The organism is Thalassoglobus neptunius (assembly GCF_007859735.1).
Taxonomy (GTDB): Bacteria; Planctomycetota; Planctomycetia; order Planctomycetales; family Planctomycetaceae; genus Thalassoglobus; species Thalassoglobus neptunius.
The window spans coordinates 19,959-45,016 of sequence record NZ_SIHI01000027.1; the positions used below are offsets into that span (position 1 = coordinate 19,959).

21 protein-coding genes are annotated in these 25,058 nt (G+C 53.2%); 11 read left to right on the top strand and 10 right to left on the bottom strand.

Features of this window, described 5'->3' with window-relative positions; translation table 11 throughout:
* Positions 1–3 precede the first annotated feature (3 nt).
* The 5 genes from KOR42_RS20375 (at position 4) to KOR42_RS20395 (ending at position 5,893) form a co-directional block, all read left to right on the top strand.
* A complete protein-coding gene (locus KOR42_RS20375; RefSeq protein WP_197441392.1) occupies positions 4–711 on the top strand; it encodes a response regulator transcription factor in 708 nt (235 codons plus the stop codon).
* A gap of 228 nt (positions 712–939) precedes the next feature.
* The gene (rhaB, locus tag KOR42_RS20380) at positions 940–2,430 is read left to right on the top strand and encodes a rhamnulokinase (protein WP_146511683.1); all 1,491 of its coding nucleotides are present in this window, start codon (positions 940–942) and stop codon (positions 2,428–2,430) included.
* 108 nt (positions 2,431–2,538) lie between these two features.
* A complete protein-coding gene (ftsY, locus tag KOR42_RS20385) occupies positions 2,539–3,483 on the top strand; it encodes a signal recognition particle-docking protein FtsY (protein ID WP_146511684.1) in 945 nt (314 codons plus the stop codon).
* A 50-nt stretch (positions 3,484–3,533) separates the two neighbouring features.
* A complete protein-coding gene (locus KOR42_RS20390; protein WP_146511685.1) occupies positions 3,534–4,664 on the top strand; it encodes a hypothetical protein in 1,131 nt (376 codons plus the stop codon).
* 2 nt (positions 4,665–4,666) lie between these two features.
* Entirely contained in the window at positions 4,667–5,893 is a 1,227-nt protein-coding gene (locus KOR42_RS20395) for a DUF6754 domain-containing protein (RefSeq protein ID WP_146511686.1), read from the top strand.
* Between the two features lie 90 nt (positions 5,894–5,983).
* Here the strand turns inward: KOR42_RS20395 and KOR42_RS20400 are convergent, their stop codons facing one another.
* Both KOR42_RS20400 and KOR42_RS20405 read right to left on the bottom strand, forming a co-directional pair.
* Positions 5,984–6,673 (bottom strand): protein-L-isoaspartate(D-aspartate) O-methyltransferase, encoded by a 690-nt coding sequence (locus KOR42_RS20400; protein WP_261342062.1) that lies wholly within the window; start codon positions 6,671–6,673, stop codon positions 5,984–5,986.
* A 90-nt stretch (positions 6,674–6,763) separates the two neighbouring features.
* The gene (locus tag KOR42_RS20405; protein WP_146511687.1) at positions 6,764–7,546 is read right to left on the bottom strand and encodes a 3-keto-disaccharide hydrolase; all 783 of its coding nucleotides are present in this window, start codon (positions 7,544–7,546) and stop codon (positions 6,764–6,766) included.
* A gap of 1,191 nt (positions 7,547–8,737) precedes the next feature.
* On the opposite strand from KOR42_RS20405, the gene KOR42_RS20410 reads away from it, so the two are divergent.
* The 3 genes from KOR42_RS20410 (at position 8,738) to KOR42_RS20420 (ending at position 11,027) form a co-directional block, all read left to right on the top strand.
* Positions 8,738–8,944, top strand: coding sequence for a carbon storage regulator (locus KOR42_RS20410; RefSeq protein ID WP_146511688.1), 207 nt, complete (start codon positions 8,738–8,740; stop codon positions 8,942–8,944).
* Positions 8,945–9,341: 397 nt separating this feature from the next.
* A complete protein-coding gene (locus KOR42_RS20415) occupies positions 9,342–10,136 on the top strand; it encodes a hypothetical protein (protein WP_146511689.1) in 795 nt (264 codons plus the stop codon).
* A gap of 180 nt (positions 10,137–10,316) precedes the next feature.
* Positions 10,317–11,027: a sialate O-acetylesterase gene (locus KOR42_RS20420; protein WP_146511690.1), complete on the top strand. Its 711-nt coding sequence runs from the start codon at positions 10,317–10,319 to the stop codon at positions 11,025–11,027.
* Positions 11,028–11,120: 93 nt separating this feature from the next.
* Here KOR42_RS20420 and KOR42_RS20425 read toward each other — a convergent pair whose 3' ends face one another.
* The 5 genes from KOR42_RS20425 to KOR42_RS20445 form a co-directional block, all read right to left on the bottom strand.
* Positions 11,121–14,372 carry a valine--tRNA ligase gene (locus KOR42_RS20425; RefSeq protein ID WP_146511691.1) on the bottom strand — a complete coding sequence of 1,084 codons (3,252 nt, stop codon included), beginning with the start codon at positions 14,370–14,372 and terminating at the stop codon, positions 11,121–11,123.
* A 303-nt stretch (positions 14,373–14,675) separates the two neighbouring features.
* Positions 14,676–15,401, bottom strand: a complete 726-nt coding sequence (locus KOR42_RS20430; RefSeq protein WP_146511692.1) for an alpha/beta hydrolase — start codon at positions 15,399–15,401, stop codon at positions 14,676–14,678.
* Positions 15,402–15,687: 286 nt separating this feature from the next.
* On the bottom strand, positions 15,688–17,199 hold the full coding sequence (locus KOR42_RS20435) for a hypothetical protein (RefSeq protein WP_146511693.1): 1,512 nt from the start codon (positions 17,197–17,199) through the stop codon (positions 15,688–15,690).
* 758 nt (positions 17,200–17,957) lie between these two features.
* Positions 17,958–18,176 carry a hypothetical protein gene (locus KOR42_RS20440; protein WP_197441393.1) on the bottom strand — a complete coding sequence of 73 codons (219 nt, stop codon included), beginning with the start codon at positions 18,174–18,176 and terminating at the stop codon, positions 17,958–17,960.
* A 184-nt stretch (positions 18,177–18,360) separates the two neighbouring features.
* Positions 18,361–18,837 carry an HU family DNA-binding protein gene (locus KOR42_RS20445; RefSeq protein WP_146511694.1) on the bottom strand — a complete coding sequence of 159 codons (477 nt, stop codon included), beginning with the start codon at positions 18,835–18,837 and terminating at the stop codon, positions 18,361–18,363.
* A gap of 265 nt (positions 18,838–19,102) precedes the next feature.
* Between KOR42_RS20445 and KOR42_RS20450 the strand changes: the two genes are divergently transcribed.
* Entirely contained in the window at positions 19,103–20,182 is a 1,080-nt protein-coding gene (locus KOR42_RS20450; RefSeq protein WP_146511695.1) for a deoxyhypusine synthase family protein, read from the top strand.
* A gap of 82 nt (positions 20,183–20,264) precedes the next feature.
* On the opposite strand, the gene KOR42_RS20455 is transcribed toward KOR42_RS20450, so the two are convergent.
* The 3 genes from KOR42_RS20455 to KOR42_RS20465 all read right to left on the bottom strand — a co-directional run bounded on the left by KOR42_RS20455 (position 20,265) and on the right by KOR42_RS20465 (position 23,492).
* Positions 20,265–21,149 carry a glycosyltransferase family 2 protein gene (locus tag KOR42_RS20455; RefSeq protein WP_146511696.1) on the bottom strand — a complete coding sequence of 295 codons (885 nt, stop codon included), beginning with the start codon at positions 21,147–21,149 and terminating at the stop codon, positions 20,265–20,267.
* Between the two features lie 143 nt (positions 21,150–21,292).
* Positions 21,293–22,360: an NAD-dependent epimerase/dehydratase family protein gene (locus KOR42_RS20460; RefSeq protein WP_146511697.1), complete on the bottom strand. Its 1,068-nt coding sequence runs from the start codon at positions 22,358–22,360 to the stop codon at positions 21,293–21,295.
* A 73-nt stretch (positions 22,361–22,433) separates the two neighbouring features.
* On the bottom strand, positions 22,434–23,492 hold the full coding sequence (locus tag KOR42_RS20465) for a hypothetical protein (RefSeq protein ID WP_197441394.1): 1,059 nt from the start codon (positions 23,490–23,492) through the stop codon (positions 22,434–22,436).
* Positions 23,493–23,927: 435 nt separating this feature from the next.
* Here KOR42_RS20465 and KOR42_RS20470 point away from each other — a divergent pair, with 435 nt between their 5' ends.
* Together KOR42_RS20470 and KOR42_RS20475 are read left to right on the top strand one after the other, a co-directional pair.
* Positions 23,928–24,305 (top strand): HNH endonuclease signature motif containing protein, encoded by a 378-nt coding sequence (locus tag KOR42_RS20470; RefSeq protein ID WP_146511699.1) that lies wholly within the window; start codon positions 23,928–23,930, stop codon positions 24,303–24,305.
* Positions 24,306–24,316: 11 nt separating this feature from the next.
* Positions 24,317–24,700, top strand: coding sequence for a hypothetical protein (locus KOR42_RS20475; RefSeq protein WP_146511700.1), 384 nt, complete (start codon positions 24,317–24,319; stop codon positions 24,698–24,700).
* Positions 24,701–25,058 lie beyond the last annotated feature (358 nt).

Here is a 25,058-nt window from a genome sequence, read left to right on the forward strand (position 1 = left end):
GTGATGAAAGTCTTAATTGCCGAAGATGATTTTCATACTCGTGAAGGACTGGCCGATGTGATTCGTTCAGAAGGCTACGAGGTTGTGACCGCGAGTTGTGGAAAGTCCGCGATTCGAATGTTTGAGTTGAGCCGTCCGGATTGTGTGTGTCTCGATATCATGATGCCGGAAAAGAGTGGCTATGAAGTCTGTCGCATGATCCGTGAATCCTCTCCGAATCTTCCAATCCTTCTGATCAGCGCCAAGTCTGAGGAAGTTGACAGGCTGGTGGGGTTTGAACTCGGAGCGGATGATTTCATCTCGAAACCATTTAGTGTCAGAGAAGTGGTGGCGCGAATTCGGGCTGTCACTCGGCGTTGTTTTCAGATGAGCGTTGAACCGCCCGCTCCTTTTCAAATGGGGGAGGTGGAGATTCTTCCGGCAGAGTTGCGAGCCCGTCGCGATGGAGAGACGATCGAATTGAGTTTACGGGACGTTCAGATTCTGGAACTTCTTTATCGACGACAAGGGCAACCCGTCGATCGGCAGACGCTTTTTCGTCATGCCTGGGGCGAGGAATACATTCCGAGCAGCAGAACTCTGGACCAACACGTTTCACAACTGCGAAAGCGGATTGAACGAGACCCGAAAGCCCCTGAATTGATCCAGACAGTTCACGGAGTCGGGTATCGGTACGAGCAAACGAGCGACACGCAACAGCCCTCCGATTGAGAACGATGGTGGTGATTCGGCAATTACCTCGTTAATCGGTTCCCAATCGCGGCATTTCGATCATCTGAGTGGGCCGTCTGTCGTTCGATCACAGTTTCGAACGTCTTCATGTGAAATTGGGCCAAAAAATGGCGAAACGAATGTCGTGGGGGTGATGAATCGGACTGGAGTCACCGCTATGATTCTCGAACGGAATGAAGAACAGACCGTGGGAATCGTGGAGCGGAAATGTCAGACAGAGTGTATTTGGCAGTTGACCTGGGTGCCGAAAGTGGACGCGTCATCGCTGGTGTTTTCGATGGCCAGAAGGTGGAACTCGAAGAAGTCCATCGATTTGAAAACGGCCCGATCACCGTCGCAGGCACGCGGCGGTGGAATTTGATCGGTCTCTGGAAAGAAATTCTCGAGGGGCTGCGACTCTCTGCACGAAAATTTGGCGACCGGATTGTTTCTGTCGGCGTCGATACCTGGGGCGTCGACTATGTGCTTCTTTCCAAGAACAACGAGTTGTTGGGCCAGCCTTACAACTATCGGGACTCGCGGACCGATGGCATGGTCGAGCAGGCGTGTACCCGCGTTCCGAAACAGGAAATCTTCGGAGAGACGGGCATCCAGTTCATTCAGATCAACTCGCTGTATCAGTTGATCGCCATGCAGCTCAATGATCCGCATCTCCTGGCTGCGGCCGAGCATTTCCTGATGATTCCCGACTTCTTCCACTGGCTCTTGTGTGGCAGTCAGGTCGTTGAGTTTACGAACGCGACCACGTCCCAGTGCCTCCATCCGAATCGACGAGACTGGGCGATTGAGCTTCTTCGAAAATTCGATATTCCGACGGAAATGTTCCCGAAAGTTGTTCCTCCGGGGACGAAGTTGGGACGAATTCGACAGGAAGTGGCCACACAAACGAAGCTTCCGAAAATCGAAGTCGTTGCTCCGGCAACTCACGATACCGGCTCTGCTGTGGCGGCCGTCCCGACAGATCGGACCGGGAAATCGAACTGGGCGTACATCAGTTCCGGAACATGGTCATTGATCGGTGTGGAAGTCCCGGAAGCGATTCTCACTCCGGAGGCACTCGCCCAGAACGTGACCAACGAAGGCGGAGTCGATGGAACGTATCGGCTGTTGAAGAATGTGATGGGATTGTGGCTTGTTCAGGAATGCAAACGTTCCTTCGAACGGGAAGGCAAGTCCCTCAGCTACGACGACTTGACTCAACTCGCGCTCAAGGCAGAAGGCTTCCGATCGATTATCAATCCCAACGATCCCGTCTTCCTGAACCCGGATGATATGGCAACTACCATTCAAAACTGGTGTCGCGATCACGGAGAACCAGTTCCGGAAACCGAAGGCCAACTCGTCCGGTGTGCCCTCGAAAGCCTTGCTTTCAAATATCACACTGTATTGAAGGGGATCGAAAAGCTGACTGAAACCCCTGTGGAAGTGATTCACGTTGTGGGTGGCGGGTGCCAAAATGAACTGCTCAATCAGTTCACAGCCGATGCCTGCGGTGTGCCGGTTGTCGCTGGCCCGATCGAAGCGACCGCGTTCGGAAATATCCTCGTCCAGGCACGCACTTCCGGGGAAATTGGGTCGCTTCAGGAGATGAGGAATGTTGTCCAGAATTCTTCCGAACTTGCCACGTTCGAACCGAATGCCACAATGATCTGGAATACGATCTATCCGCGCTACCTCAAACTCGTTAATGGTTCTTAGGGGATATTGCACATCTTCGGACTGTTGACAACGTGTGCGTCCCAGTGGATCAGCGTCTGTTCGAATTCTTCATCATCTCTCACTTTCTACTCTGGTTCAATAGACCCCATGGCACTGTTTAGTAAACTCAAATCCGCACTGAAGAAGACCAAAGACCTGCTGCGAACTGATGTTCGGGACTTGTTCAAGTCTGGGGAAATTCTCGACGAAGCCAAGTTGGAAGAATTTCATCGCGGTCTGATCACGACCGACATGGGCGTCGAAGCTTCCGAAGAAGTTGTTGAATCGCTTCGGGAAGAATTTGGCGGACGGACTGTTGATCCCGATGCGGTTTGGGAGAATGTCAAAAACACGCTGAAAGAAATTCTGAAGGGGGATGGATCGACGAATTGGGATCCCGAGAATCCCCTCTCGCCATTGAATATGGCAACGGAAGGGCCGACCGTGATTCTCGTCTCCGGAGTCAACGGAGTTGGGAAGACGACGTCGATTGCCAAACTGGCCAACTACCTGACGAAATCGGGGAAAAAAGTCGTTCTGGCAGCTGGCGACACTTTCCGGGCGGCTGCTGTCGATCAGTTGACGAAGTGGAGTCAGCGAATCGGTTGCGAAATCGTTCGCAAAGATCCGGGAACGGACCCTGCGAGCGTCGCATTCGCCGGATGCGATCACGCCGTTCAAATTGGAGCGGATGTCGTTCTTGTTGATACAGCGGGACGCTTGCAGACGCAGCAAAACCTGATGCAGGAACTCGAAAAGATTCGACGAGTGATCAACAAGCGGATCGAGGGAGCCCCGCACGAGAGTCTGTTGGTGCTTGATGCCACGACGGGACAAAACGGCATTTCTCAAGCGTCGAAGTTTTCAGATGCCGCAGGATGTACCGGAATTGTGTTGGCGAAGCTCGATGGAACCGCGAAGGGCGGAGTTGTCGTTGCGATTCGCAAAAAGATGGGAATTCCTGTCAAATACGTGGGTGTGGGAGAGCAACTCGATGATCTGCAGTTGTTCTCACCGGACGATTTCGTGGAAGCGCTCCTCGAAGAGAGTTGATACAGGTCGATCAACGACCTTAATGCGGAACCAGTGAGGGATTCGCTCTTATGGCTCATGCGTACACTCCTGGATTGCAGGTGAAGGATGAGATCCTCTATCGGGTCCAGCGACTGCTCCCCATTCCGGGTGAGGTTCTGGTCCGCGAGGGTGACGAAGTCACGGCGGACACTGTTGTCGCTCGCTCCGAACAGCCCGGAGACATCTTCCCGATCAATCTCGCCAATCAGCTTGGAGTTTCACCAAGTGAAGTCCCCGGCGTCATGCATTTTCAGGTGGGTGACAAGATTGAAGAAGGGGATCTGCTCGCGACCTCTAAGGGCATCTTCGGGTTCTTCAAGAATTCCCGAAACTCGCCGTACACAGGAACCATCGAGTCGATCTCTCATGTGACGGGACAGGTCATCATTCGGGGCGAACCGATTCCAGTTCAGGTGGACGCCTTCGTCGCTGGGAAAGTGGTGGAAGTCCTCCCCCAGGAAGGTGTCGACATTGAGACTAAAGCCGCCTTCGTTCAGGGTATCTTCGGGATTGGAGGAGAAATTCAAGGTCCTCTGGTGATCGTCACCGAGGCTGCGGATCAGGATTTGACATCCGATCTTGTTCTTCCGGAACACCGTGGTGCAATCCTCGTCGCTGGTCGCAGAATTCAGGGTGAAGCAGTCAAGCAAGCTCAGGAGATGGGAGTCCACGCGATTATCGGCGGCGGAATCGATGATCACGATCTCAAGGAAGTCCTGGGATATGACCTCGGGGTGGCGATTACCGGGTCCGAGTCGATCGGCCTCACGATTATTATTACGGAAGGCTTCGGCGAAATTGCGATGGCCGAGCATACGTTCGGTCTGCTTCAGCACAACGCCGGAGCACTGACATCAGTCAATGGGGCAACGCAGATTCGTGCGGGAGTCCTCCGACCGGAGATCGTGATTCCGACGGAAGGAGCCCTGAATTCCGATGAGACCGCACAGCGAGTTGGTGGCGGAGTTCTGGAGGTTGGTTCTCACGTCCGCTTGATCCGAGACCCGTATTTCGGTCGACTGGGAAGAGTGGCTGAGTTGCCCACGGAACCTCACATTCTCGATTCCGGCTCAAAAGCACGCGTTCTTGTTGTCGATTGCGAGACCGGCGGACAGGTCACTGTTCCCCGCGCAAACGTGGAACTGGTAGGAGACCAATAACGATGAATCATCGACGTTTGTGTATTCTCGTTGGCATCATCGTGGCGATTGCTTCTTCCGCGAACGATGTCTTCGCGCAGCCCGCACCTCCTGCCGGAATTTCTGCATCCGATCACCCTTGGGACGATGGATCGGAAATTGATGTCGAAGTCGAACTCTCTGACGTCGATCCGGATCTCGTGTACGTCATCGAACAGGCCAGCGAGTTTGATGGTCTCTATCACGAAGTCGAGCGTCGTCCTGCAACGGAATCCGAATTGGAATCAGGGATTCTGAAAGTCACAACACAAAAGAACATTCCCGGAAATTCCTATTGGTATCGTGCTTCTGTGGTTGAAGACGTTGACGGTGAGGAAGTTCAATCGGAATTCATCCGAATGGATGCCGATTCTCCGGCCATTTCGTCGGAACAGTTTTACGATGGCGATCGCTTCTGGCTGGCGGTGATCACCGTATTGGTCTGTGGATCAGTGGTGGCCTTCATCTTGATGGCCCGAAGTGGAACCAAACTGAAGATTCGGCCCATCGCCGGTTTGGAGGCGATTGAAGAAGCTGTCGGACGTGCGACCGAAATGGGAAGGTCGTGTTTGTTCGTTCCCGGCATTCAGGACATGAACGACATTCAAACGATCGCCGGACTCACGATTCTCTCGCGTGTCGCAGAACAGGCTGCTGAATACGACTGCACACTGGAGACTCCGACTTCGAAGTCGCTGGTCATGACCGCAGCGCGTGAGACCGTCGCGACCGCGTTTCTGAAAGCGGGACGTCCGGAAGCCTACAACAACGATCTCATCTACTACGTGACCGATGAGCAATTCGCTTACGTCTCATTTCTCACCGGAAAAATGGTTCGAGAGAAGCCGGCAGCGTGTTTTTATCTCGGAGCATTCTTTGCGGAATCTCTGATTCTGGCCGAAACCGGAAACGCAATCGGTGCTATTCAGGTTGCAGGAACCGCTCAGCCCGCACAGCTTCCGTTCTTTGTGGCTGCGTGCGATTACACATTGATCGGGGAAGAGTTTTTCGCAGCGAGCGCTTACCTTTCGAAAGATCCCGACCAACTCGGAAGCCTCAAGGGACAGGATTTCGGAAAAGTCCTCGTCGGTGGATTGATCCTGATCGGCGTGTTTCTCGTTACGATCGTTGATGCGGCTCCTCCAACGATCGCCGCACATTTTCAGGGAGCTGCCGACTTTCTGATGAACGATTTGCTCCAGTCTGGTTAGAGCGTTTTCTCTGTTCGTTTGCACTCACTCGCGCGAACAATGTCGAGACATCTGAGAACACTCACAGCGAGTCGTTCATCGCGGAACGAATCAGTCGCTCGGCAGATCTTCGTCGGCATCGGAGATGAGCGGAACGAAGCGAACGCTCCCAAGGTCCTTCTTCTCAAATCCGCCTTCCGTCCGTTTGAAGCAGATTAAAGACTGATTGGATTGTTGATCTCCAATCGGAGCGACCAGTTTTCCGCCGATGGTGAGTTGATTCAGAAGTTGCTTCGGAATGTCTTCTGTCGCAGCTGCGATCGAGATTGCATCAAACGGAGCTGCCTCGGGCCAACCGAAACTGCCATCTCCGCAACGAACCGAAACGTTCTCGATTTGCAGTTCTTCGAGACGCGAACGCGACAGGTTCACCAGAAAGTCGTGTCTCTCGATGGTGAATACCTGATCCACAAGCTGGGCATAGACTGCAGCTGCGTAGCCGGAACCGGTGCCGATTTCGAGTAACCGGAAGTGAGGCGTCAGCTGCAATGCTTCGGCCATCAAGGCGACAATGTAGGGTTGAGAAATCGTCTGCCCGGATGCGATCGGAAGAGCCCGGTTGTGATAGGCTTTGTCCTTGAATTCCGGGTCAACGAAGAACTCCCGGGGAACCTGATTGATAGCTGCAAGAACAGCGGGATCGCTGATTCCCTGTTGCACGAGGCCCGTTTCGATCAGACGCGCCCGTTCTGCACGTCTGATCGATAGCTGTCCCTGCAGTTTGGAAGGAAGGTCACGCAAAAGAAATCCCTTGCTGTTTCAATCCTGCTACATGGCATTACAGTTGGGCCGGAAACTCTTCCGTCTGGCCAGTTGAGGCCGTCGCGACAATTACTTCTCGATCGGTTTTTCGTTTCCTTGACCGTCTCTCAGGAAGGGATCGCGAGTTTGCTCACCAGCGGCGTCTTTGATCCCGCGGATCCAGATATTGCGGAACCGAACTGGGTTCCCGTGATCCTGCAGGCGAATCGGAAGTCGGTCGGCATGCTGTTGGTAGTGAGGAGGACGGTTGAAAGGAGTGTCACCTTTGAGTTCAAAGTGATTGAGGATCAAAACTCCATTGTGCAGGGCAGTGATATACGCTGGGGACTTGAGTGACCCGTCGTCGTTGAAGCGTGGGGCTGTCCAGATGATGTCGTAAACGTTCCAGTCTCCGGGAGCTTTGGTCGCATTCACCTGTGGAGGAGTCTGCTTGTAGATCGCGCCGGCTTGACCGTCGTGGTAGGTCTCATTCTCGTAAGAATCGAGAACCTGAATCTCGTAGGTGTTCATGAGGAACACACCGCTGTTGCCACGACCTTGTCCGCTTCCGGATGGTGGAGTTGGAGCAGACCACTCGATATGGAGTTGGCAGTCTCCGAATGCTTCTTTGGTTCGGACGTCACCTTCTCCGGAAACCATCGCACCGTCTTCAATCTTCCAATTGTCGCTGCCTTCCCAGGCGGACAAGTCGGTCCCGTCGAACAGAACCGTTGCATCTGACGGAATACCATTTTCGTCGACAGTAACGATTGCGGGCGATTCCCATTCGATTCCATTGAGGTATTCGTCGGCCTGAACGAATGAGCAACACGATGCAAGCAGGGCGCAATAACTGAGCGTAGAAACTTTCATAGAGGTCACTTTCGAACATAAATAAAGGATGGTCAGCGTCGAGACCGTTGTTCGGGAGGTCTGACGCGAAGGAGTCAAATAGAGCATAATTGATCTGTCACCAGAATGCGTCTGAACAGGACATTTTCATGGTTCGTGTGCGATTGCCCGGTCATTTTGGTTTCAGAAAACGATTTTTATCGAGAGATCTGGGAAATTTGAAAACGATCTTCGGGAAATTTGAGGAACTTTCGTGCGAGATAAGCGTCGAATCTGCGAGGGAATCCTCTTGACGGTTTTGAAACATTTGTATACTATCTGCTCAGTGCTGAATTCTTGATCGCAACTCGACGGATTCGAATCATTGAGCATGGTCGCTCAGGTGAGTTATGAAGACTCCTCTTTCAAATTGCATTCACACTTCCGGTAGAGGTCAATCTGCCTCAGTGCAGAGCACGTTTCTGAGCTGCAACGCTCAACGATGTCGGGTTCCATTTCACAGTGCCAGACTCGATTGTGATCAAATTTCACTTCAGGGGCATCTGATCGATTCGACGAAGCTGGGGCGAACCAGCTTTAGTGAGATCCAGGCGAAGACGAATCGATCCGCACCTGCAACGTCTCTTTATACGAACTGGCGGACGAATCCTCGATTGTGTCGCTCACTCGCCGATTTGAGGGAACATCGCACCTGCTTTCTGGTCCACCGAAGGCTTCCTGATCTTGTGGCGGAACATATGCACGCCTGAAGTTTTTCAACGTCGTTCGAGCGGAGTTTCGTAAATCCGGATCGGGAAGTCGTGAGGGGCTCTCTGCTCCACACGAGTCGGTGTTTCAGGGGAAATTCTGGCCTCGAACGCACGAGTTTTCCGGATCGTTGCTGCAGAACCGCTCTCGTGGGATGAGCCAAAGCGAACGCTCTCGGGTTGATGCGTGTCGTTTTCACATCCGAAATGTCGAAAACGCCGGCGTTCGTCAAATCGATCCTTGAGCGAACACTCCAAGCAGAGCCGGTTGTTCGAGCGGACTTTCGAGAATCCTTCGAAGATTTCTGTGACTCAGGCGTATTTCATAACACCGAAACGCACATGACCGGTCGGAAACCAGAGAACCGGTCAATTTGTGAGCCATCAAACAGCTAAGTTGAGACTGATTCAAACACAATCTTGGAGTGCAGCACTGATGCACTTTGCTTGGATAAGGAATAACTCCATGTTAGTGATTACACGCAAACCCAATGAAGAAATCGTGATCGACGGCGGAATCACGGTGAAAGTGATCTCCACGAGTAACGGACGGGTGAAGCTCGGAATCGTCGCTCCGGAAAATGTCAGGATCGTTCGCGGCGAGATCGCATTCCGCGAAGAACTGCGTCAAGAAGGTGAAACAGCACCGCTCGTCTCAGTCGCATTTGAATAAACAAACTCGGTGAACTCGATCCACTCGAGTGTCACGCGCTGAGCGGATTGCCGTCCTCGATTGGACTCGTTTTCCTCGTAGACCCTGTTTCTGCTCGTCCCACTTGCTTCTCATCTGTGTTGAAAGTGCTTCGACAAGCAACCATCCGTAGTCCGGTTCCAGACCGGCAATGGATGGTTGCTTTTTCAATTGACCCTCTCGATGTTTCCATGAAATGTCCGGGGACGACCAGCGAAGATTTTCGAGAGTACGGTTGATAGGTGAATCACAGGCCGGCCGCTCATAATTGAGTTGGGCGAATCTCTTCTTGCGTCTTGTGGAAAAGACGGTATCCTTACATTCGTAAGTTTGAGGAACCGTCGCTGCCACTTTGCCCATCGCTGCCGGGAGACAAGACGTGCCGATTCGTGCCACCTGCCGAGAATGCGGAAAGTCCTACAACGTTCGAGATGAACTTGCTGGCAAAAAGTTTCGGTGCAAACAGTGTCAGAAACCGGTCTCCGTTCCACAGCCCGCTGTACTCGAAGAAGAGGAAGCTGAAGAAGATCTCTGGGACTCGGACTTCGGAAGCTTCGACGACCAGGAGGACGACTACCTTCCTCCGCCCCCACCCAAGAAAAAGAAGAAGCGACGATCGTCCGGCGGTGCTGGGGGAATCGCAAAGATGGCGCTCAAGACGTTTGTCGGAGCGATCAGTTTTCTGTTCATGTTCGGGCTGGGAGTGAAGCTCGTCAGCTCACTCGGCAACCTTCCGATTCCCGCATTTGCGACCAGTTGGGAAGAATACACCACTCCCGATGGAGCCCTGACGATGCAGATGCCCGGCACACCGAAACGAATTACCGCCGGGCCGACAGTCGCAGCAGGAGGCGCCACTTACGGTGTTCAGAAGAGCAGCTATGCCTGTGCAGTGATTGTCGAACCGCTTCCTCCACAAATTCAGGGGATGGATTTGAACCAGATCATTAATGCATTGGAAACCGGTTTGCGGATGCAAGGGGCCAGCAATCTTGAACGCATGACGTTTCAGGGGAAATCTGCTGTTGCGTACACAATGGAAAAACGCGGAATCACAGCCCGGCACATTGGATTCGTGAATGGACCGACCGCCTACACGCTCATGTATTCGAATCGCGGATCGACTCCGGGAGCCGAAAAGGACAAATTCTTCAACTCTGTCCGGTTGAACTGAGCCTCTTGAGCGCAGAAATCAGCGATCGATTATGCGATCTTATCTGAGTCGCGGATCGTCTGGATGCGGGAATGACTGCTCAGTCGTGTAATTGAAGCAGCGTCTTTGAAACAGATTCTGGATGATCCCGCCCGGAAAATTCTTCGTCGATCGAATTCATTGAACGAAAGAACTGCGCTCATGAGACAAATCTTCGCACACCTGCTTTTGATTCCCATATTCCTGACTTCGGTTGCTGACCTCACTCAAGCGGGTGAAAAGCACCTGTTCATTCTTTCTGGACAGTCAAACATGCAGGGACATCGACCTGATGAGGCGTTCACGCCAGCGGTCGAGGAAGCCTTGGGAGCCGAGAACGTGATCGTTGTTCAGGATGCTCAGGGCGGACAGCCCATTCAAAGGTGGTACCGAAAATGGAAATCCCCGGAGGGCAAATCGCCGAAGTCCACGGGTGATCTGTATGACCGCTTGATGGGCAAGGTCAAACCGGCCATCGAAAACGAGGAATTGGCCTCCGTCACGTTCATCTGGATGCAGGGGGAACGGGATGCCCGAATGGGATGGGGCGATGTGTATCGCGAAAGCCTGTTGGGGCTTCATCAGCAACTTGAAGAAGACCTGGGTCGAGACGACATTCACTTTGTCATTGGAAGACTGAGTGACAACGACCTCGAAAACTCACGTGCCCCGGACTGGACAAAAATTCGCGACATTCAGGTCGCCGTTGCTGATTCCGATGACGACTTTGCCTGGGTCAATACGGACGACCTCAACGACGGAGTGAACCGGGCCGGAAAACCGATCACGAACGATCTCCACTATTCCGCCGAAGGCTACAAGATTCTCGGAAAGCGATTCGCAGAAGCATCGCTGAAGTTGATTGGTCAATAACACCCAACGAGCGTTGAGAAATAAAAAACTCGGGCCGGTCTCGAAAGATCAGCCCGAGTTTTCGTTTTCGACTTTTCGGAATCGAGAAGCGACCTAACTCAAGTCTCGAATGATCTCTTCGATGCTTTCCAGTTGCTTCTTGTTGCTTTCCAGCGTTTCGCGAACGTCGTTCACGACTTGTTCAGGAGCACGGCTGGTAAAGTTTTCGTTCGCAAGCTTGGATTCTGCACCTTTGATGTGCTTGCGGATCTCTTCCGCTCTCTTCTGTTGACGTTTCAGTTCTTCCTCGGTGTCGATTAGTCCTTCCAGAGGAATGAATCCGTCGGCGTCTCCCAGCGAGAAGCTGGCCGCTCCTTTGGGGCGTTCGACATCCGCGCCGGCCGCCTCCAACACAGCTTTGGCGAGGTTGTCGAACTGAGAGGAAACAGACTCCATGTCGCTGGCGACTTCTGCACTCGCTCGCATTCGCAGTTTCACAGATGTCCCCGGTGGGATGCTGTAAACCGCGCGGACATTACGCACAGCAGCGATTGTTTCTTGAAGCCGTTCGAAACGCTTCTCCAATGCTGCGTCCTGCCAGGTTGTTGGAATCTTCGGCCATGATGCGACAATACACGCATCAGCGACCGGGCGGACTTCGAGAACTTTTCCGTCTGCGGATTCCTCTCCGACTGGCAGTGCTCGTTCGGGGGCGATTTCTTTAAGTCGTTGCCAGAGTTCTTCACAGATGAATGGAGTGAATGGTTGAAGAAGTCGGACGAGCGAATCGAGTACGACGAGCAAAACACGTTGAGCGACAGCTCGTTGGTTTTCGTTTCGAAGTCGCGGCTTGATCATTTCGAGATACCAGTCGCAGAACTCGTTCCATGTGAAGTCACGAATCGCACGCGTCGCAGCATCGAATTGATAGCGACCGAGGTATTCATCCATTTGATTCGCAACCGTGGAAAGTCGCGAAAGAACCCAACGGTCTTCAAGCTGTAGCTGATCATCCGTGACTTCCGCCGGGCTGTATGCTGGGCCGTTGTCACTCGCTTCGAGATTCATGATTGCGAATCGAGCAGCGTTCCAGAACTTGTTGCAGAAGTTGCGGCCGTATTCGAAACGCTCGCTGACCATCTTCGCGACTGGAACATCTGGATCGGGATCGGGATCGTACAGCGGTGTCGTGAACTGGCTTTGCTTCTTGCACTTCTTGTTGGTGCAGACCATCGTCGGTTTTGGAGCGCCCTGCGGGACCGGAAACTCTCCTTTAAGAGTGCTCGGAACAACGACAGAACTCGTCTCCAGACGATACTGCTTCGGAGAAATCATCTCTTCACAGTGCGGGCATTCATAGCTGATGGGCAGCCGAACGTCTTGCGTTTCGCCAGCAAACGAAGCGATGGTGAAACGAACAGCATCGGCGCCGTACTTCCCGATGAGATCGACCGGATCGACACCGTTCCCCTTCGATTTGGACATCGTCTGTCCGAATCCGTCAAGGATTTTCGGATGAACATGCACATGGCGAAACGGAATATCATCCATGTTGTAGAGGCCGGTGAGAACCATTCGCGCGACCCACAGCGTGATGATATCTCGCGACGTGATGAGAACACTGCCCGGATAAAAGTAGTCGAGGACAGCGTTATTGCCCCCGTTCGAGTTGGCCCCGGATGACTCAGGTTTAGCCCCGGATGATTCGGATTTAACCCCGGATGATTCATCCGGGGCTAAATTTGTCTGCTTGGCGATTTCATTCTCATCCATCGGCGGATTGTGTTGCCGATCGGGCCATCCGAGAGTCGCATGCGGCCACAACGCTGACGAGAACCACGTGTCAAGAACGTCCGAGTCCTGTTCGAAACCGGCTGCTTGAAGCTTTTGTTCAATGTCTTCATGACCTTCATCGACGCAGAAGAGAATACGATTGGTCCCATCATTTCCATCTGTGAAAGTGGCGCAGTAAAGGAACTCTGAAAACTCACTCTTGAGTGGGACGTTGCCATCGTCCGAAAACTCTCCGAACGTCTCGACAATCGCGCGAGTCTCGGGTGTTTCAACTGCCGACCAGACGGGGATACGGTGACCCCACCACAATTGGCGGCTGATGCACCAGTCTCGCTTTTCGGCCAGCCAGTCGGTGTATGTTTTAGTGTAGCGAGACGGGAAGAAGCGGACGCGTCCATCTTCAACCGCGTCGATGGCTTTTTGAGCCAGTCCCGGTTTGCCATCTTCATCGTCGGTCATCCGCACGAACCACTGATCCGACAGGTACGGTTCAACCGGTGTCTTGGATCGGTCGCTGTGCTTGAGAGGGATTTTGCGATCTTCAACACCTTCGTAATGACCGAGTTCGCCCATCCGTTCGATGACGTGATGACGAGCTTCGAGCCGATCGATTCCTTCCCACTCTCCGCCGTTTTCATTGAGGGTTCCGTCGGAATTGAGGATGTTGATCACCCCGATTTCTGGATTCCGCAGGTAACAGGCGTAGTCGTTGGGATCATGAGCGGGGGTCACTTTGACCGCTCCGGTTCCTTTCTCTTTGTCCGCCAGAAGTGCGTCAGCGATGATTGGAATCACGCGGCCATTGAGCGGAATTTTGACGTGTTTCCCGATGAGTGACGTGTACCGCTCATCGGTCGGGTGCACACAGACAGCGGTGTCGCCGAGCATGGTCTCGGGGCGGGTCGTCGAGTAATGGATCAACTCGCCGGTTGGATTCCCTTGGGCATCGACAACAGGGTAGTTGAATGTCCAGAAGTAGCCGTCGATCTCTTCTTCGAAGACTTCATCATCGGCAACAGCGGTTTGAAGGTGAACGTCCCAGTTGACGAGCCGCTTCCCGCGATAGATGAGTCCATCGCGAAACATCTTGAAGAATGTTCGTCGGACTGCCTTCGCGCAGACTTCGTCGAGGGTAAATCGCAGCCGTCTCCAGTCGCAGCTTGCCCCGAGTGATTTCTGCTGCGAGATAATGCGTTTCTCGTAAGCGTCTTTCCAACGCCAGATGCGATTGACAAGTGCCTCGCGGCCGACATCGTGCCGGGTGAGGCCTTCTTCTTCGAGCATTCTGCGTTCGACGACAGCCTGTGTTGCGATCCCGGCATGATCGGTGCCCGGCATCCAGAGTGCTTCAAATCCCTGCATTCGTCTCCATCGTGTGATGAGATCCTGACAGGTGCCGTTCAATGCATGTCCCATGTGCAGCGCCCCCGTGACGTTGGGAAGCGGAATCATGATTGTGTGCGATTCCTTGTCCGGAGTCGGATCAGCGTTAAAGTCGCCGCGTTGCTCCCAGTAAGGAAACCAGGAGTTCTGAGCGGATTGGGGATCGTAAAGCTTTGGGAGTTCAGACATAGGAATTTTTTTAATGGTCTTCGCGATCTCACACGGGGCAAGACAAACGGGTGCTCAGGACAATGTTTCAACCGAAAAATCGTTCAGCGACAACGAGTTCCCCGGGGCGATACTGGTCGAGTTTCCGAGAACGTCACCGCCGAGACGGTCAGGAACGTTCATCGAGTCAAAGGAGGTTCTGGGACGAGTTCTAAAGAGTGTCGGCGTTGCAATCAACAGCCACCAAAACTGGCGTCTCGGGCGGCCATTCGCAACTCATCTGACTGAAGAGAGACCCGTCACCGCAAAAAACGGTTCAGAGGGTCATTCTGGCTCAGACAATGCCCATGGAAGCGCTCGCAGCAGATCCTCGGACCAACTCGGGCCATCGTGTCCTCCGGAAAAAATCTCAAAGTGAACACGGTAGCCGAATTCCGTCAGCTTGTCAGCAGTTCGACGACAGCTATCAAGCTGACTGGACATCTGGTGGAGATTCGCTGAGGAGTGATCAACATCTTCCTGCGTTTCCTGATCTCCCACACTGATCCAGTATTTGCCGTGCCGATTGGTCGCCGGGGTGATTCGTTCGAGGAACGCTTCGTTCTTCCACCACATCGATGGCGATTGGCAAACGGTCGCCTGAAACCAGTCAGGATACAGAAGACTGGTGTGGAGTGCCGCCAGTCCTGACAGGCTGAGTCCGACGAGAATTAACTGTTGCGGATCGATCGACTCGTGTCGCTGTAAGATGTCAGGAATGAGATCCTGAGTCAGAAAAGCTGCGTATTCCGGGTTGCAGACAAAGTCTTCGCTTCGAGCTGTCTGTCCATGATTGGATACAAAGAAAGCCGCGAAATCCGGGAGATTTGAATCAAGCTGGAGCTGACGGACAGATTCAACCGCGTTGACGCTTTGAAGGTAGATTTCCCCATCGAGGAAGATGACCGCAGTTGAAGGCGATGTCAGTGGCGGTACGAATTCCCAAACGACTCGGCCGGGGGCAATCGCGGAACTCTGAACAAAACTCTGCGAAAGATCAGGATGTGTCATCGGAGTGTGTATCAGAACGTGAGTACGAAAGACGGAAGGAAGATGGAAAAGGAGGGCGTTGATTCCGCGAATCGGATTCCTGTGAGCGGCGTCGAGCTGTGCCAGCCGCTACGCATTCATCCCGATTCGCCAACGGGAAGTGAGAAAGAGCCACGAACACATGGAGATGTTCGGGGCTCTTTGCGATTTGGAATTTCAGTTCGCCTCACTTTACGTGCGATCACGGGCACGAGGAACCAATCATGAACACCTCTTGTCTGGTTCGTAGAGAAGGTGTCGAACTGGTCTAGAACTCAGTCTTGTACTTTTTTGTCATCTCAACGCGGATCTGGGCAGTGGCGTCCTGAATATCAGCCCATGAGCTGAACCGGGTTTCTTTGGCCCCAGCCTGAGCTTGTCGGTTGAGATAGTTCTTTCTCTGCTGTGCGTAGCGGGCCGAACTATAACTGACCCCGTATCCGTAGCCGTTGCTGGTGAATCCGGAAGTGACTCCACTTGTCGCAACACCACCTTCGATATTGGCCCGTCCCTGTGTGACAGAAACGCTGCGAAGAGTTTCCGCGACTTTCAAGCCATAGTTGATCAGGTCGTTGTCGACGTTCAGAATCGGCAGGTTGTCAATTCGCTTGGCGTATCGCTGCATGTACGTTCGAGGGTACGAGTCACGTGCATCACGATTCGTGCGGAACGCGTGCTCAAGGTCGTTCAACAAGGTGTCGACCGATTGGAAGTACTGCTTGGAAGCTTCGGCAACTTTGTCGCCTTCGTTTTCTCCGGCGGGTTGCTCATCTTTCAACAATGAGAAGTTGGCACTTGGGTGCTCAATGAGACTCATGATTTGTCGCAGATCAGATTTCGTCAGCTCTCCTTCGAGGCGAAGCTGATTTCCGCTCTGATCGAGAGTCCAGTCAGACATGCTTTCGAGACCGAGTCCGAAGTTGTTCAAGGCAGTCGTAACAGCGGCTTTGGCATCGCTTCCAAGAACGGAAGGGCTGGTCCCGAAGTCGATGTGCAGCTTACCGTGAATGGCAGTGTCTACCTGGACGGTCAGTGCGATTCCCTTGAGCGTTTGAATCAGTTGCTGCCACTTCGCTTCTTTCTCTGCGTTCCCTTTCACAAACTCTGACTGTGAAAGGTTCTGCTTAAGTCGGAAAGGATTGACTGCGTTTTCGAGGTCCATCACGAGGACGATTTGTGAATCTCCAAGCAATTGGTTCGCGGAATCGGTGAGATACGAGTTGAGATCACCAGTGGTGCCCGCTTTGATCGCGTCTGCCCAACGGCTCACAGACTGACGATTCGCTGGAGAAACGACAGCGAGGAGATCGTCGGCGAAATTCAGAAAGTAGGAGTTGCTCGGGGCCAGAACAGAAGGGACACCGGAAATGTCATCAATTTGTCCACCTTCGGAGCGAGCAATTGAACGAGTCGTGATTGGCTCGCTCAAGCTCATGATTGCGATTTCCCAGTTCTGGCGGAAATCGGCATCCGGGTTAATCTGCGAAGCGAGGATGAACAGGTCACTCTCAGGCGGCATCAAGAACGGAGAGTTCACATATGCCGCTTCGTTGGCAGATTCCCAGTTTTCCTGTTTTCCGAGGGGACTGTTTCTCAGTCGATCCGCGTCAACAGCGATAATTGAGTTCGTGCTATCAGGCAGCTTGCTCAGCAGAGAAGTCAGATTCTGCTCCGCCGACGCTTCGCGATTTCCTGCGAAGAAGACTGCCAATGAGGTAATTGTGAGAAGTAAGCGAGCGTTCCGTGCAAGCGCATTCCTGGTCAAGTGCAACTTGATCATCGTCTCTCTCTTTGATGTGAAGTAGAGCTGGGGATAGGGAAATGATCACTCGAATTACAGCGTTTGTACTGTGAGGGTACAGGACTCAGCGACGAATCTCCAGCGATGCCCATGAAGACGGCAGACATTCTCTTCGAGTCAGACCGAACTAGGATCGGTAAAGAATCGAAGAGTCTCGTTTCCCGATACGGCGAATGCCTTCCAGCAGGGATCTGTCTCACGACTTCAGAGATGAGATGATGTTCCGCGAAGGTCGTCGGTGTCAGCGTCGGTCGGGGTAAGTGATTGCCCTCATGGAGTCACCGAGTTGGTGGGCAAGAGATCCGAACGGCCCTAAGAGATCTTGAGCGTTGAGTGACTCGTCCGAAGAGAAGAGAGTCAGGAAGAAGTGGTCGCGCAGCAGAGCGCTTGAGACCTCTGGCCGCATTCGATGAATGACAGAAATTCTGCAGCCACAAGGCCTCGCCAGTGCACATTGTGACTGGCGGAGGCCGTTGTACGCAGGATCGCCGAAGCTTCACTCTCGCGGAAACAACGTGAGTTTGAAGCAAGGAGGATGAACCAGGTCGCGGTGTTCATGCAGGTCAGAACTCAAGCCGATTGCTCTCGCCGGTGAGTTGGCTCGAGCTGTGTGCTTTGAGTTTCGTCCTGACGACCAGCGAGAATCTGCAAGGGCGACTTCCAGGAGTGCTCAAGAGCACATTTGAGAATCGTCTTGTCGATCCGCCTCGCGGGCAGGCAAAGCATATTCAAATGCTTTAGATCACACCGCCGTGAGTTCGGTATGGGGTGCCGGTATCTGGCATATCAAGAAACCAGATTCGTTCCCAGATGTTCGGGATGTGACGATAGTTTTCTGATTGGTAAATCAGTTGTTTCGTTCTGACGTCTGGAGTGGCACTCCAGATCGGAACGACGCAGCCGGACGAAGCCGTCAAAGTGGCCGTTAAAGCAAGAAGCAGTAATAGTTTCCGCATCGGTATCCTCCTTGACTCCGCATGACTCATCTTGAGGCTACGGGGAGTGCCAATTGTCGACACCGAACTCCAGTGAGGGGGAGGTGGCGACAATCCTGTCATCGTCATCGGGAATTGGCAGGGTTCAATCTGCCACTATCAATCGAGTTCCCATCAACTCAGGATCGTCGCAACGATGCTGAAGTTAACCTCCAGGCGGAGGATAGGAATTCGAAGGTTGAGTATGTGTTGGTGTGTGCGTCGGCTGTGAATTCTCAATCGGCGAAACTGGAGGACCCTGTTGTGCAGGTGGAGGATTCAGTTGAGGCTGTTGTGGTGCGTTTTGCTCAGCTGCGGAATTCTCTGGTGTGGAACTCTGTTGTGCAGCTTGAGCCGATTGCTCCTGGAGCAACAGGACTCTCTCCTCCATCTCCTTTCCCGGTTTGAAAGTCACGACAAACTTTTCGGGAACATCTACTCGCTCGCCGGATCGAGGATTACGTGCCTTTCGTGCAGCACGCTTTTTCACCTCAAACACCCCGAAGTTACGCAGTTCGATGCGTCCCTCCGTGACGAGAGTGTCGATGATCGCTTCAAAAGTCTTCTGAACGATCTCTTTAGTTTTCAGTTGAGTCAGACCACACTCTTCAGAGATTGTCTTGACGATTTCTTTTTTTGTCACGACTCTCCACTCCCGGCTGACCGATGACGCTCATCGCTGGGCTATACAGGTTGATAATGACTCAACTGTATGTGCAACAGCAACTTACTGTCAAGGCGACGTTCCGGAAGTGAGTGTGAACAAACCCTTGAAATGGAATCCGTTCAGACACACACTTGTGATCGTCATCGTCTCATCGATACATGAGTTCAATCCGTGAAAATCCGCAAACTTTGCCCGGAATCCCAAGGTTTGCACTTTGTTCAATCCCTGGAGCTACGCTGCCATGAGTCACCGAGAATTACACGACGGACGCGATGATGGACTCAAACCTCTGGAGTCATTGGATTTAGGGAATGTTGACAGCTTTGCCGACCTTCTCCGGGGAATGTCGAAAACTGCCTTCGCCGGGCGTCAACTTGGGCACGCTCTCGATATCTTTCTGGAAATGGCCCGCGATCCAGACTGTGTCGTTGTGATGACACTCTCGGGAGCGATGACAGTTGCCAAAATGGGGACAGTCATTTGTGAGATGATCGACCGGGGTTTAGTCGACGCTGTGGTTTCGACCGGAGCCCTGATGGCGCACGGCCTCACGGAATCAATCGGGCTGAGTCATTACGAATACGATCCGACGAAAAACGACACCGTGCTCTTTGAGCAAGGCTACAACAGGGTTTACGACACGTTGGAGATGGAATCGAATCTCAACGATGTCGAACGGCTCGTCCGAGCTGTGCTCACCGAAACGCCTCCGCCAGAGGGATGCTGGTCTTCCGCTCGACTCTGTCGCGAACTCGGGCGAAAGCTGGACACCTTGGGTGAAGGACGTGGGATCCTGCGGAGTGCCTTTCAAAAAGAGGTGCCCGTTTTCATTCCCGCCTTTACCGACAGTGAAGTCGGGCTGGATGTGTCAACCTGGGCGATGCGCAAAGCTCTCGCTGATCGTGATGCATCGCAACTCTCGCACGAAGAAGCATTCAACTCGGTTCCGATATTCAATCCGTTTCTCGACCTTCAGGAATATGCACGCCTCGCAGGAAGAGCCAAACGTCTCGGGATTTTTACAATCGGCGGAGGTGTGCCACGGAACTGGGCTCAACAAGTCGCTCCGTATGTCGACATCACCAACGATCGGGTCGGGACGAAATTCCCAGCTCCGCGATTCCGCTCCGCGATTCGAATCTGCCCGGAACCTGTCCACTGGGGAGGTCTGTCGGGGTGCACATATACGGAAGGTGTCAGTTGGGGCAAGTTCTTGCCTCCGTCAGAAGGAGGACGATTTGCCGAAGTCCATTGCGATGCCACGTCTGTTTGGCCGCTGCTCATGAAAGCTGTCTTTGAAGAACTCGACGCTTCGAGCTAAAGCTTCTTCACGTTGACGTCGCAGCACTACCGACGCAGAAACTCTCGCGCACAGCTTCGGCATCGATCGCGTGAACACAATTTCAACCGAGTGTTGGAGTCGAAGCTGCGGTCGTTGAAGTGGTTCGATCGACGGAAGTCGTCCGGCTGGCAAGTTCCTCGGAGATTGTTCCAAGGATCAGATCGAGCGGGATGTCTGAGCTGCGCCGCATTTCCGAAGTCAACTTGGGACACTTTTCCGCGAGCAGATCATCTTTGATGAGAAATCGTTGGAAGAAGAAGGTCAACACGGTGCAAAGATACCGTCGTCCCATCTCTTGAAGCCGGAGATTCGACGAGCCCCAGGTCCGCCCGTACCAGCGAATCGGAATCTGTGTGATCCGGTACTCTCGAATGAGTGCAGACAACGAGAGTTCGAGTGTGATGTTGAAATGGCTGGCGCGATACGGCCCGCAATCGCGGATCACCGAAATGTGATACGCCTTGAATGCGTTCGTCAGGTCGTTGAACTTCGTTCGAAACAGGATGCGAATGCACGTGTTGACGATGCGATTTACAATGAGTTTCAGTCGCGGGTACTTCTCGACAGATCCGCCTTTGATGAATCGGGAGCCGAAGACGCAGTCGTAGCCTTCTTCTATTTTCCGGTAATAAGCGATCACGTCTTCCGGGTCATCCGAAAGATCGGCCATGTAGACGACGACAACTTCACCCGTGACCGCGTCGATTCCCGACCGGACAGCTCGTCCAAATCCTCCCGGAGGAGTCCGATTGACTAAACGGATATTGTGATCCGAGAGCATCGCAGCCTGAACAGCTTCAGGAGTTCCATCGGTGCTGTTGTCGTTGACGACAATGATTTCGTATTCGAGTTGATGCTTGTCGCGGACGACCGCCTGCAATTCTTCGAGGCATCGACCGATGTTCTGTTCTTCGTTGTAGGCCGGAATGACGATGGAGAGTTTCATGTCGAAAACTACTGGAGCAAGTTGCTCGATCCTGTTCGCTCGTTCAAACGAGTTGATGAATTCTTGAGTTCTGTCTGTTCATGCGAGTGCGTCAGAACCAGTGAGTGAGTTTAGAAGCGATGGCACATTCTGCGGATTAAAGGCTACCCGACACTGACCATCGCTGCTTCGCAGATCTCCTCGATGATGTCATCAATTGAATATTGTTGTTGCCAGTTGGGGTAATCGCTTTGAAATCTTCGCGTGTCGGAGATGTACCAGATGTGGTCTCCGATGCGGTTGTCGTCCGAGTAAACGAAGTTCATTTTGCGATCAACGATCTGTTCACACTTGTGAATCGCTTCCAGCATGGAACAGTTACTGAAGCGTCCTCCTCCGGCATTGTAAACGGCGCCTGGAATCGGATTCTGATGGTATTCCCAGAACATCTTCACTAGATCGAGAGAGTGGATGTTGTCTCGAACCTGTTTTCCTTTGTACCCGAAAATTGTGTATTGCTTTCCGGTCAGACAACACTTCGCGAGATACGACAGAAAGCCGTGAAGTTGCGTTCCGGAATGTCCCGGTCCAGTCAGGCAGCCTCCCCGAAAACAAACGGTGTTCATTCCGAAGTAGCGGCCATACTCCTGCACCAATGAATCAGCAGCGAGTTTTGAAACTCCGAACAGCGAGTGTTTGGTCTGATCGACGGACATGCATTCGTCGATCCCGTGCGGAAAAAACGGATGCTCTTCTTCAAGCTCCCAGCGTGTGTCGAGTTCTCGCAGCGGCAGTCTGTTCGGAGTGTCTCCGTACACTTTGTTTGTCGAGGTGAAAACGAACGATGCTTGAGGAGTGTATTGCCGAACGAGTTCCAGCAAGGTGAGCGTCCCTGTTGCGTTCACCGAAAAGTCGGTCATCGGGTCGCTGGCTGCCCAGTCGTGAGAAGGTTGAGCAGCGGTATGAATCACAACTTCGATGTCAGTTCCGAAGTCGGCAAAAATCGGCCTGAGTCGATCAGCATGACGGATGTCGACATCGTGATGCTCGTAGCCCGGAATCTCTTCTTCAAGACTTTTTCTGCTCCAGTCCGTGGAGGCATCTTCGCCGAAGAATTCCTTGCGAAGGTTGTTGTCGATTCCGACAACCTGAAATCCCTGGTCGGCGAAAAAGCGAACCGCTTCCGCCCCAATCAATCCGGCAGATCCAGTGATCAGTGCAATACGTGCCATGATGACTCCGTCAACGCATCTCAGTCACATCCATAAATGCTGCTTCGAGTGACATTCATGAAGTGGTTGTTTCTCAAGCTGACTGCATCGACAGTCGTTCAATCATACGTCGCGCTTTTCCAGGAAGCAAATTGTCGATCAACCGGGTTTGTCGACTTTCGGACTCAATGCCGCAAAACCGGCGCAATTGATAAAGCATGGCACCCGGACACCGAGACTGGAAACGGATGATGATTTCGTCGTCGGATCGAGTTGGAAAACAGACGGTGAAGCATCTTGTCGCTACGCAACCCAGCCGATCTCGGCCGGGCCACCCAGCGTCAACTTCGGTTTCGGGTATCACTGGCTTTGCTGGTTGGACGCTACTTCTTTTGCCTTTGCCCAGCCAATCGGCTTTGCGGATCATCGCTCCCAACGCCGCAGCGGGATCGTCGAACTTCGCTGCATAACCGCAGGCATCGAAGCCGTGCGGAAGTCGGAGCAAAAAGCAGTCCATCCCCGCTTCCAGAATCTTGGGGCTGACCGCTTCGCTGGTCGTCATGACTCGCTTGATGCCGTATTCTCTAAACGCCGTGAAATGGTCTTCGGTCAGAGCGTCATCACCGAACATGCAGGTGACATTGCAGTAGCCGTGCGTCCAGAGCGTGAGGGCATCGAATAGGTTGGCGGTCAGAATGGTTTCATCCTTCAAGCCCAAGCCTTCGATGTTCCAGACGCCTTGGCGTTCGCTCGCCATGAACATATCGAGCGGCGTCCCCTTGCGAAGATGCGAACCGGTTTTGCGTCCGTAGATGTCCACGATGCGACCGGTGCCATCGGGCGACTGAATCGGGAACACGACGCAGCCATTGAACTGTTCGTGTCCGCTCTTGGGGCGGAATATGTTCAACGCTTCCAGCCGTCCCCGGATTTGTTTGCCGCTCTTGAGATGTTTTCCCGGCAGCTTCAAGCCCAGCGTGCGGTTGGCGTAGCCAATCCGAAACTGGTCAAGGGCTTCGCTGGCGACCATGCCCCGCTTTCGCAGGAACTCCATCGCATCGGGGCAGTCTTTGAGCGTGCGGCGGTAATAGTCGATGACTTGAGCCAATAGTTTTTGGTCGTCCGCTTCGGCGTTCAGTTCCAGTTCACTCACGGTTTTCCCTCCTTTCGTTCTGGTCGGGTGGGGACCATTGTCAGGACCGATGGGACCGAATCAAGACACCCGGTCATTCCGCTCCCCTTCGAGGGGCAATCGTGATAGAATGCGAATCGTGAGCTTTGAACAAAAAACAGGGCACCATGCCCGACCTTTGTTTGTTTGCTCGCAGCGGTCGCCTTGAGCGATTCGCCATCGCATTCAGCCGACGCTGATGCCGATGGCAACCGCATCAGGGCGAAGGGCAAACTTAAACAGAAACACGCATCAGGGGATTTGGTTCAGGAAAGGGAGATTGCATCGGCAAATGTCGGCGGAAGCCAGTGAAGCCATCGGGAGTTGCGGTGAGTTAGCTTACGATGGGCAGCGGAAAACTTTGTTGCCCCAGCAAGAAATCTGCCCGACCTTCCCGATGGTTACCACTACCGGGATGTGGGTGGTCGGATTGATGTCGCTCGAAACCCCGGTCGTGCTGCTGATCTTCCGCCGTTTCATCTTGAGAACGGCCAACTCGTCAGAGGGCTAAGACCTTCTGTCGCTCGTGATTCGGCGACTAGGGGAGCATTTCTACGTGGACTTGCTGACAACCCCAACGTCCCGAAGTCAATGAAGCAATGGCTGAGTCGGGGTGAAGTCCCTCCCGGTTACGCTATCCATCATAAGAAAGCGTTGTTCGATGGCGGCACAGACACCATCGACAACATGGTGTTGCAGGGTGTGGATTTGCATAAGAACACACATCGCTACTACCGACCCGGTGGGCGAGTGCCGTCGATCAACCCACGCCCCGGAACCTTCAATCCCTACTGATGGTGAAGTATATGGGACACCGTTCAATGATTACCGATACCGAACTACGCCAAGACTTGCAGTTTCTCAGCGGTCAGAAATCGTGGGTCTACAAGGAAGTTGCTGGGCAGGACAAAGCCGAAGTTTTGACGCCATCCGTGATTGCCAAGGAATCTGGCGTTTATTGGGTCGCTGGTGAGACTACCCTTCATGGCGGACGGAAATTGGAGTCTGTATTTCGAGTGGACACGAATGCGGGCGGATCGCTCGTTTCCGTGTTCTGGAAAATCGCCGATCAGTGGTATCGGCATGACGAACCCGACGCCTTGGAAAAGCTGGACCTGCCGAAGGACGAAGTTTTCCCGTTCGACTGGTCACTTGCGGTGCCGCTTGAGGAAGACATTTTCCATTCGTAAGAAGCTACCGTCACGCCCCCGGCGTCGCTCTCGCGATGCCGGGCATTCCCTTCAACGCTTTCGCCTTCGCCGCTGGCTTCGCCTTGAGCGTTTTCAAGGGCGTGACGGTCGGGGCTTGGGCTTCTCGCTCTTCGCTTTGGGCTGATCTAGCGGATTGATGTTGCTCATGCCGGGCTGAGCCAGCTTGTCATCGCCCAGCCAAAGCCCTTCCCGCATTCGCAGGGTGGCCCGCAACGCCGTTAACCTTTTTAGTGTTGTATCAAAAGACGTCTTGATGGAAATGTTGTGATGACGTAAGGCATTGTTGTCACACAAGTTCCTTTGTCATCTCGGAACGGAGTCCGGGCATGTCGCATCA

Coding starts and splice junctions, on each gene's coding strand:
- KOR42_RS20405 (WP_146511687.1), bottom strand. CDS start 7,546: ATGAAAGTTTCTACGCTCAGTTATTGCGCCCTGCTTGCATCGTGTTGC.
- rhaB (WP_146511683.1), top strand. CDS start 940: ATGTCAGACAGAGTGTATTTGGCAGTTGACCTGGGTGCCGAAAGTGGA.
- KOR42_RS20375 (WP_197441392.1), top strand. CDS start 4: ATGAAAGTCTTAATTGCCGAAGATGATTTTCATACTCGTGAAGGACTG.
- KOR42_RS20450 (WP_146511695.1), top strand. CDS start 19,103: ATGAGTCACCGAGAATTACACGACGGACGCGATGATGGACTCAAACCT.
- KOR42_RS20390 (WP_146511685.1), top strand. CDS start 3,534: ATGGCTCATGCGTACACTCCTGGATTGCAGGTGAAGGATGAGATCCTC.
- ftsY (WP_146511684.1), top strand. CDS start 2,539: ATGGCACTGTTTAGTAAACTCAAATCCGCACTGAAGAAGACCAAAGAC.
- KOR42_RS20475 (WP_146511700.1), top strand. CDS start 24,317: ATGGGACACCGTTCAATGATTACCGATACCGAACTACGCCAAGACTTG.
- KOR42_RS20425 (WP_146511691.1), bottom strand. CDS start 14,372: ATGTCTGAACTCCCAAAGCTTTACGATCCCCAATCCGCTCAGAACTCC.
- KOR42_RS20455 (WP_146511696.1), bottom strand. CDS start 21,149: ATGAAACTCTCCATCGTCATTCCGGCCTACAACGAAGAACAGAACATC.
- KOR42_RS20435 (WP_146511693.1), bottom strand. CDS start 17,199: ATGATCAAGTTGCACTTGACCAGGAATGCGCTTGCACGGAACGCTCGC.
- KOR42_RS20460 (WP_146511697.1), bottom strand. CDS start 22,360: ATGGCACGTATTGCACTGATCACTGGATCTGCCGGATTGATTGGGGCG.
- KOR42_RS20430 (WP_146511692.1), bottom strand. CDS start 15,401: ATGACACATCCTGATCTTTCGCAGAGTTTTGTTCAGAGTTCCGCGATT.
- KOR42_RS20395 (WP_146511686.1), top strand. CDS start 4,667: ATGAATCATCGACGTTTGTGTATTCTCGTTGGCATCATCGTGGCGATT.
- KOR42_RS20420 (WP_146511690.1), top strand. CDS start 10,317: ATGAGACAAATCTTCGCACACCTGCTTTTGATTCCCATATTCCTGACT.
- KOR42_RS20440 (WP_197441393.1), bottom strand. CDS start 18,176: ATGCGGAAACTATTACTGCTTCTTGCTTTAACGGCCACTTTGACGGCT.
- KOR42_RS20410 (WP_146511688.1), top strand. CDS start 8,738: ATGTTAGTGATTACACGCAAACCCAATGAAGAAATCGTGATCGACGGC.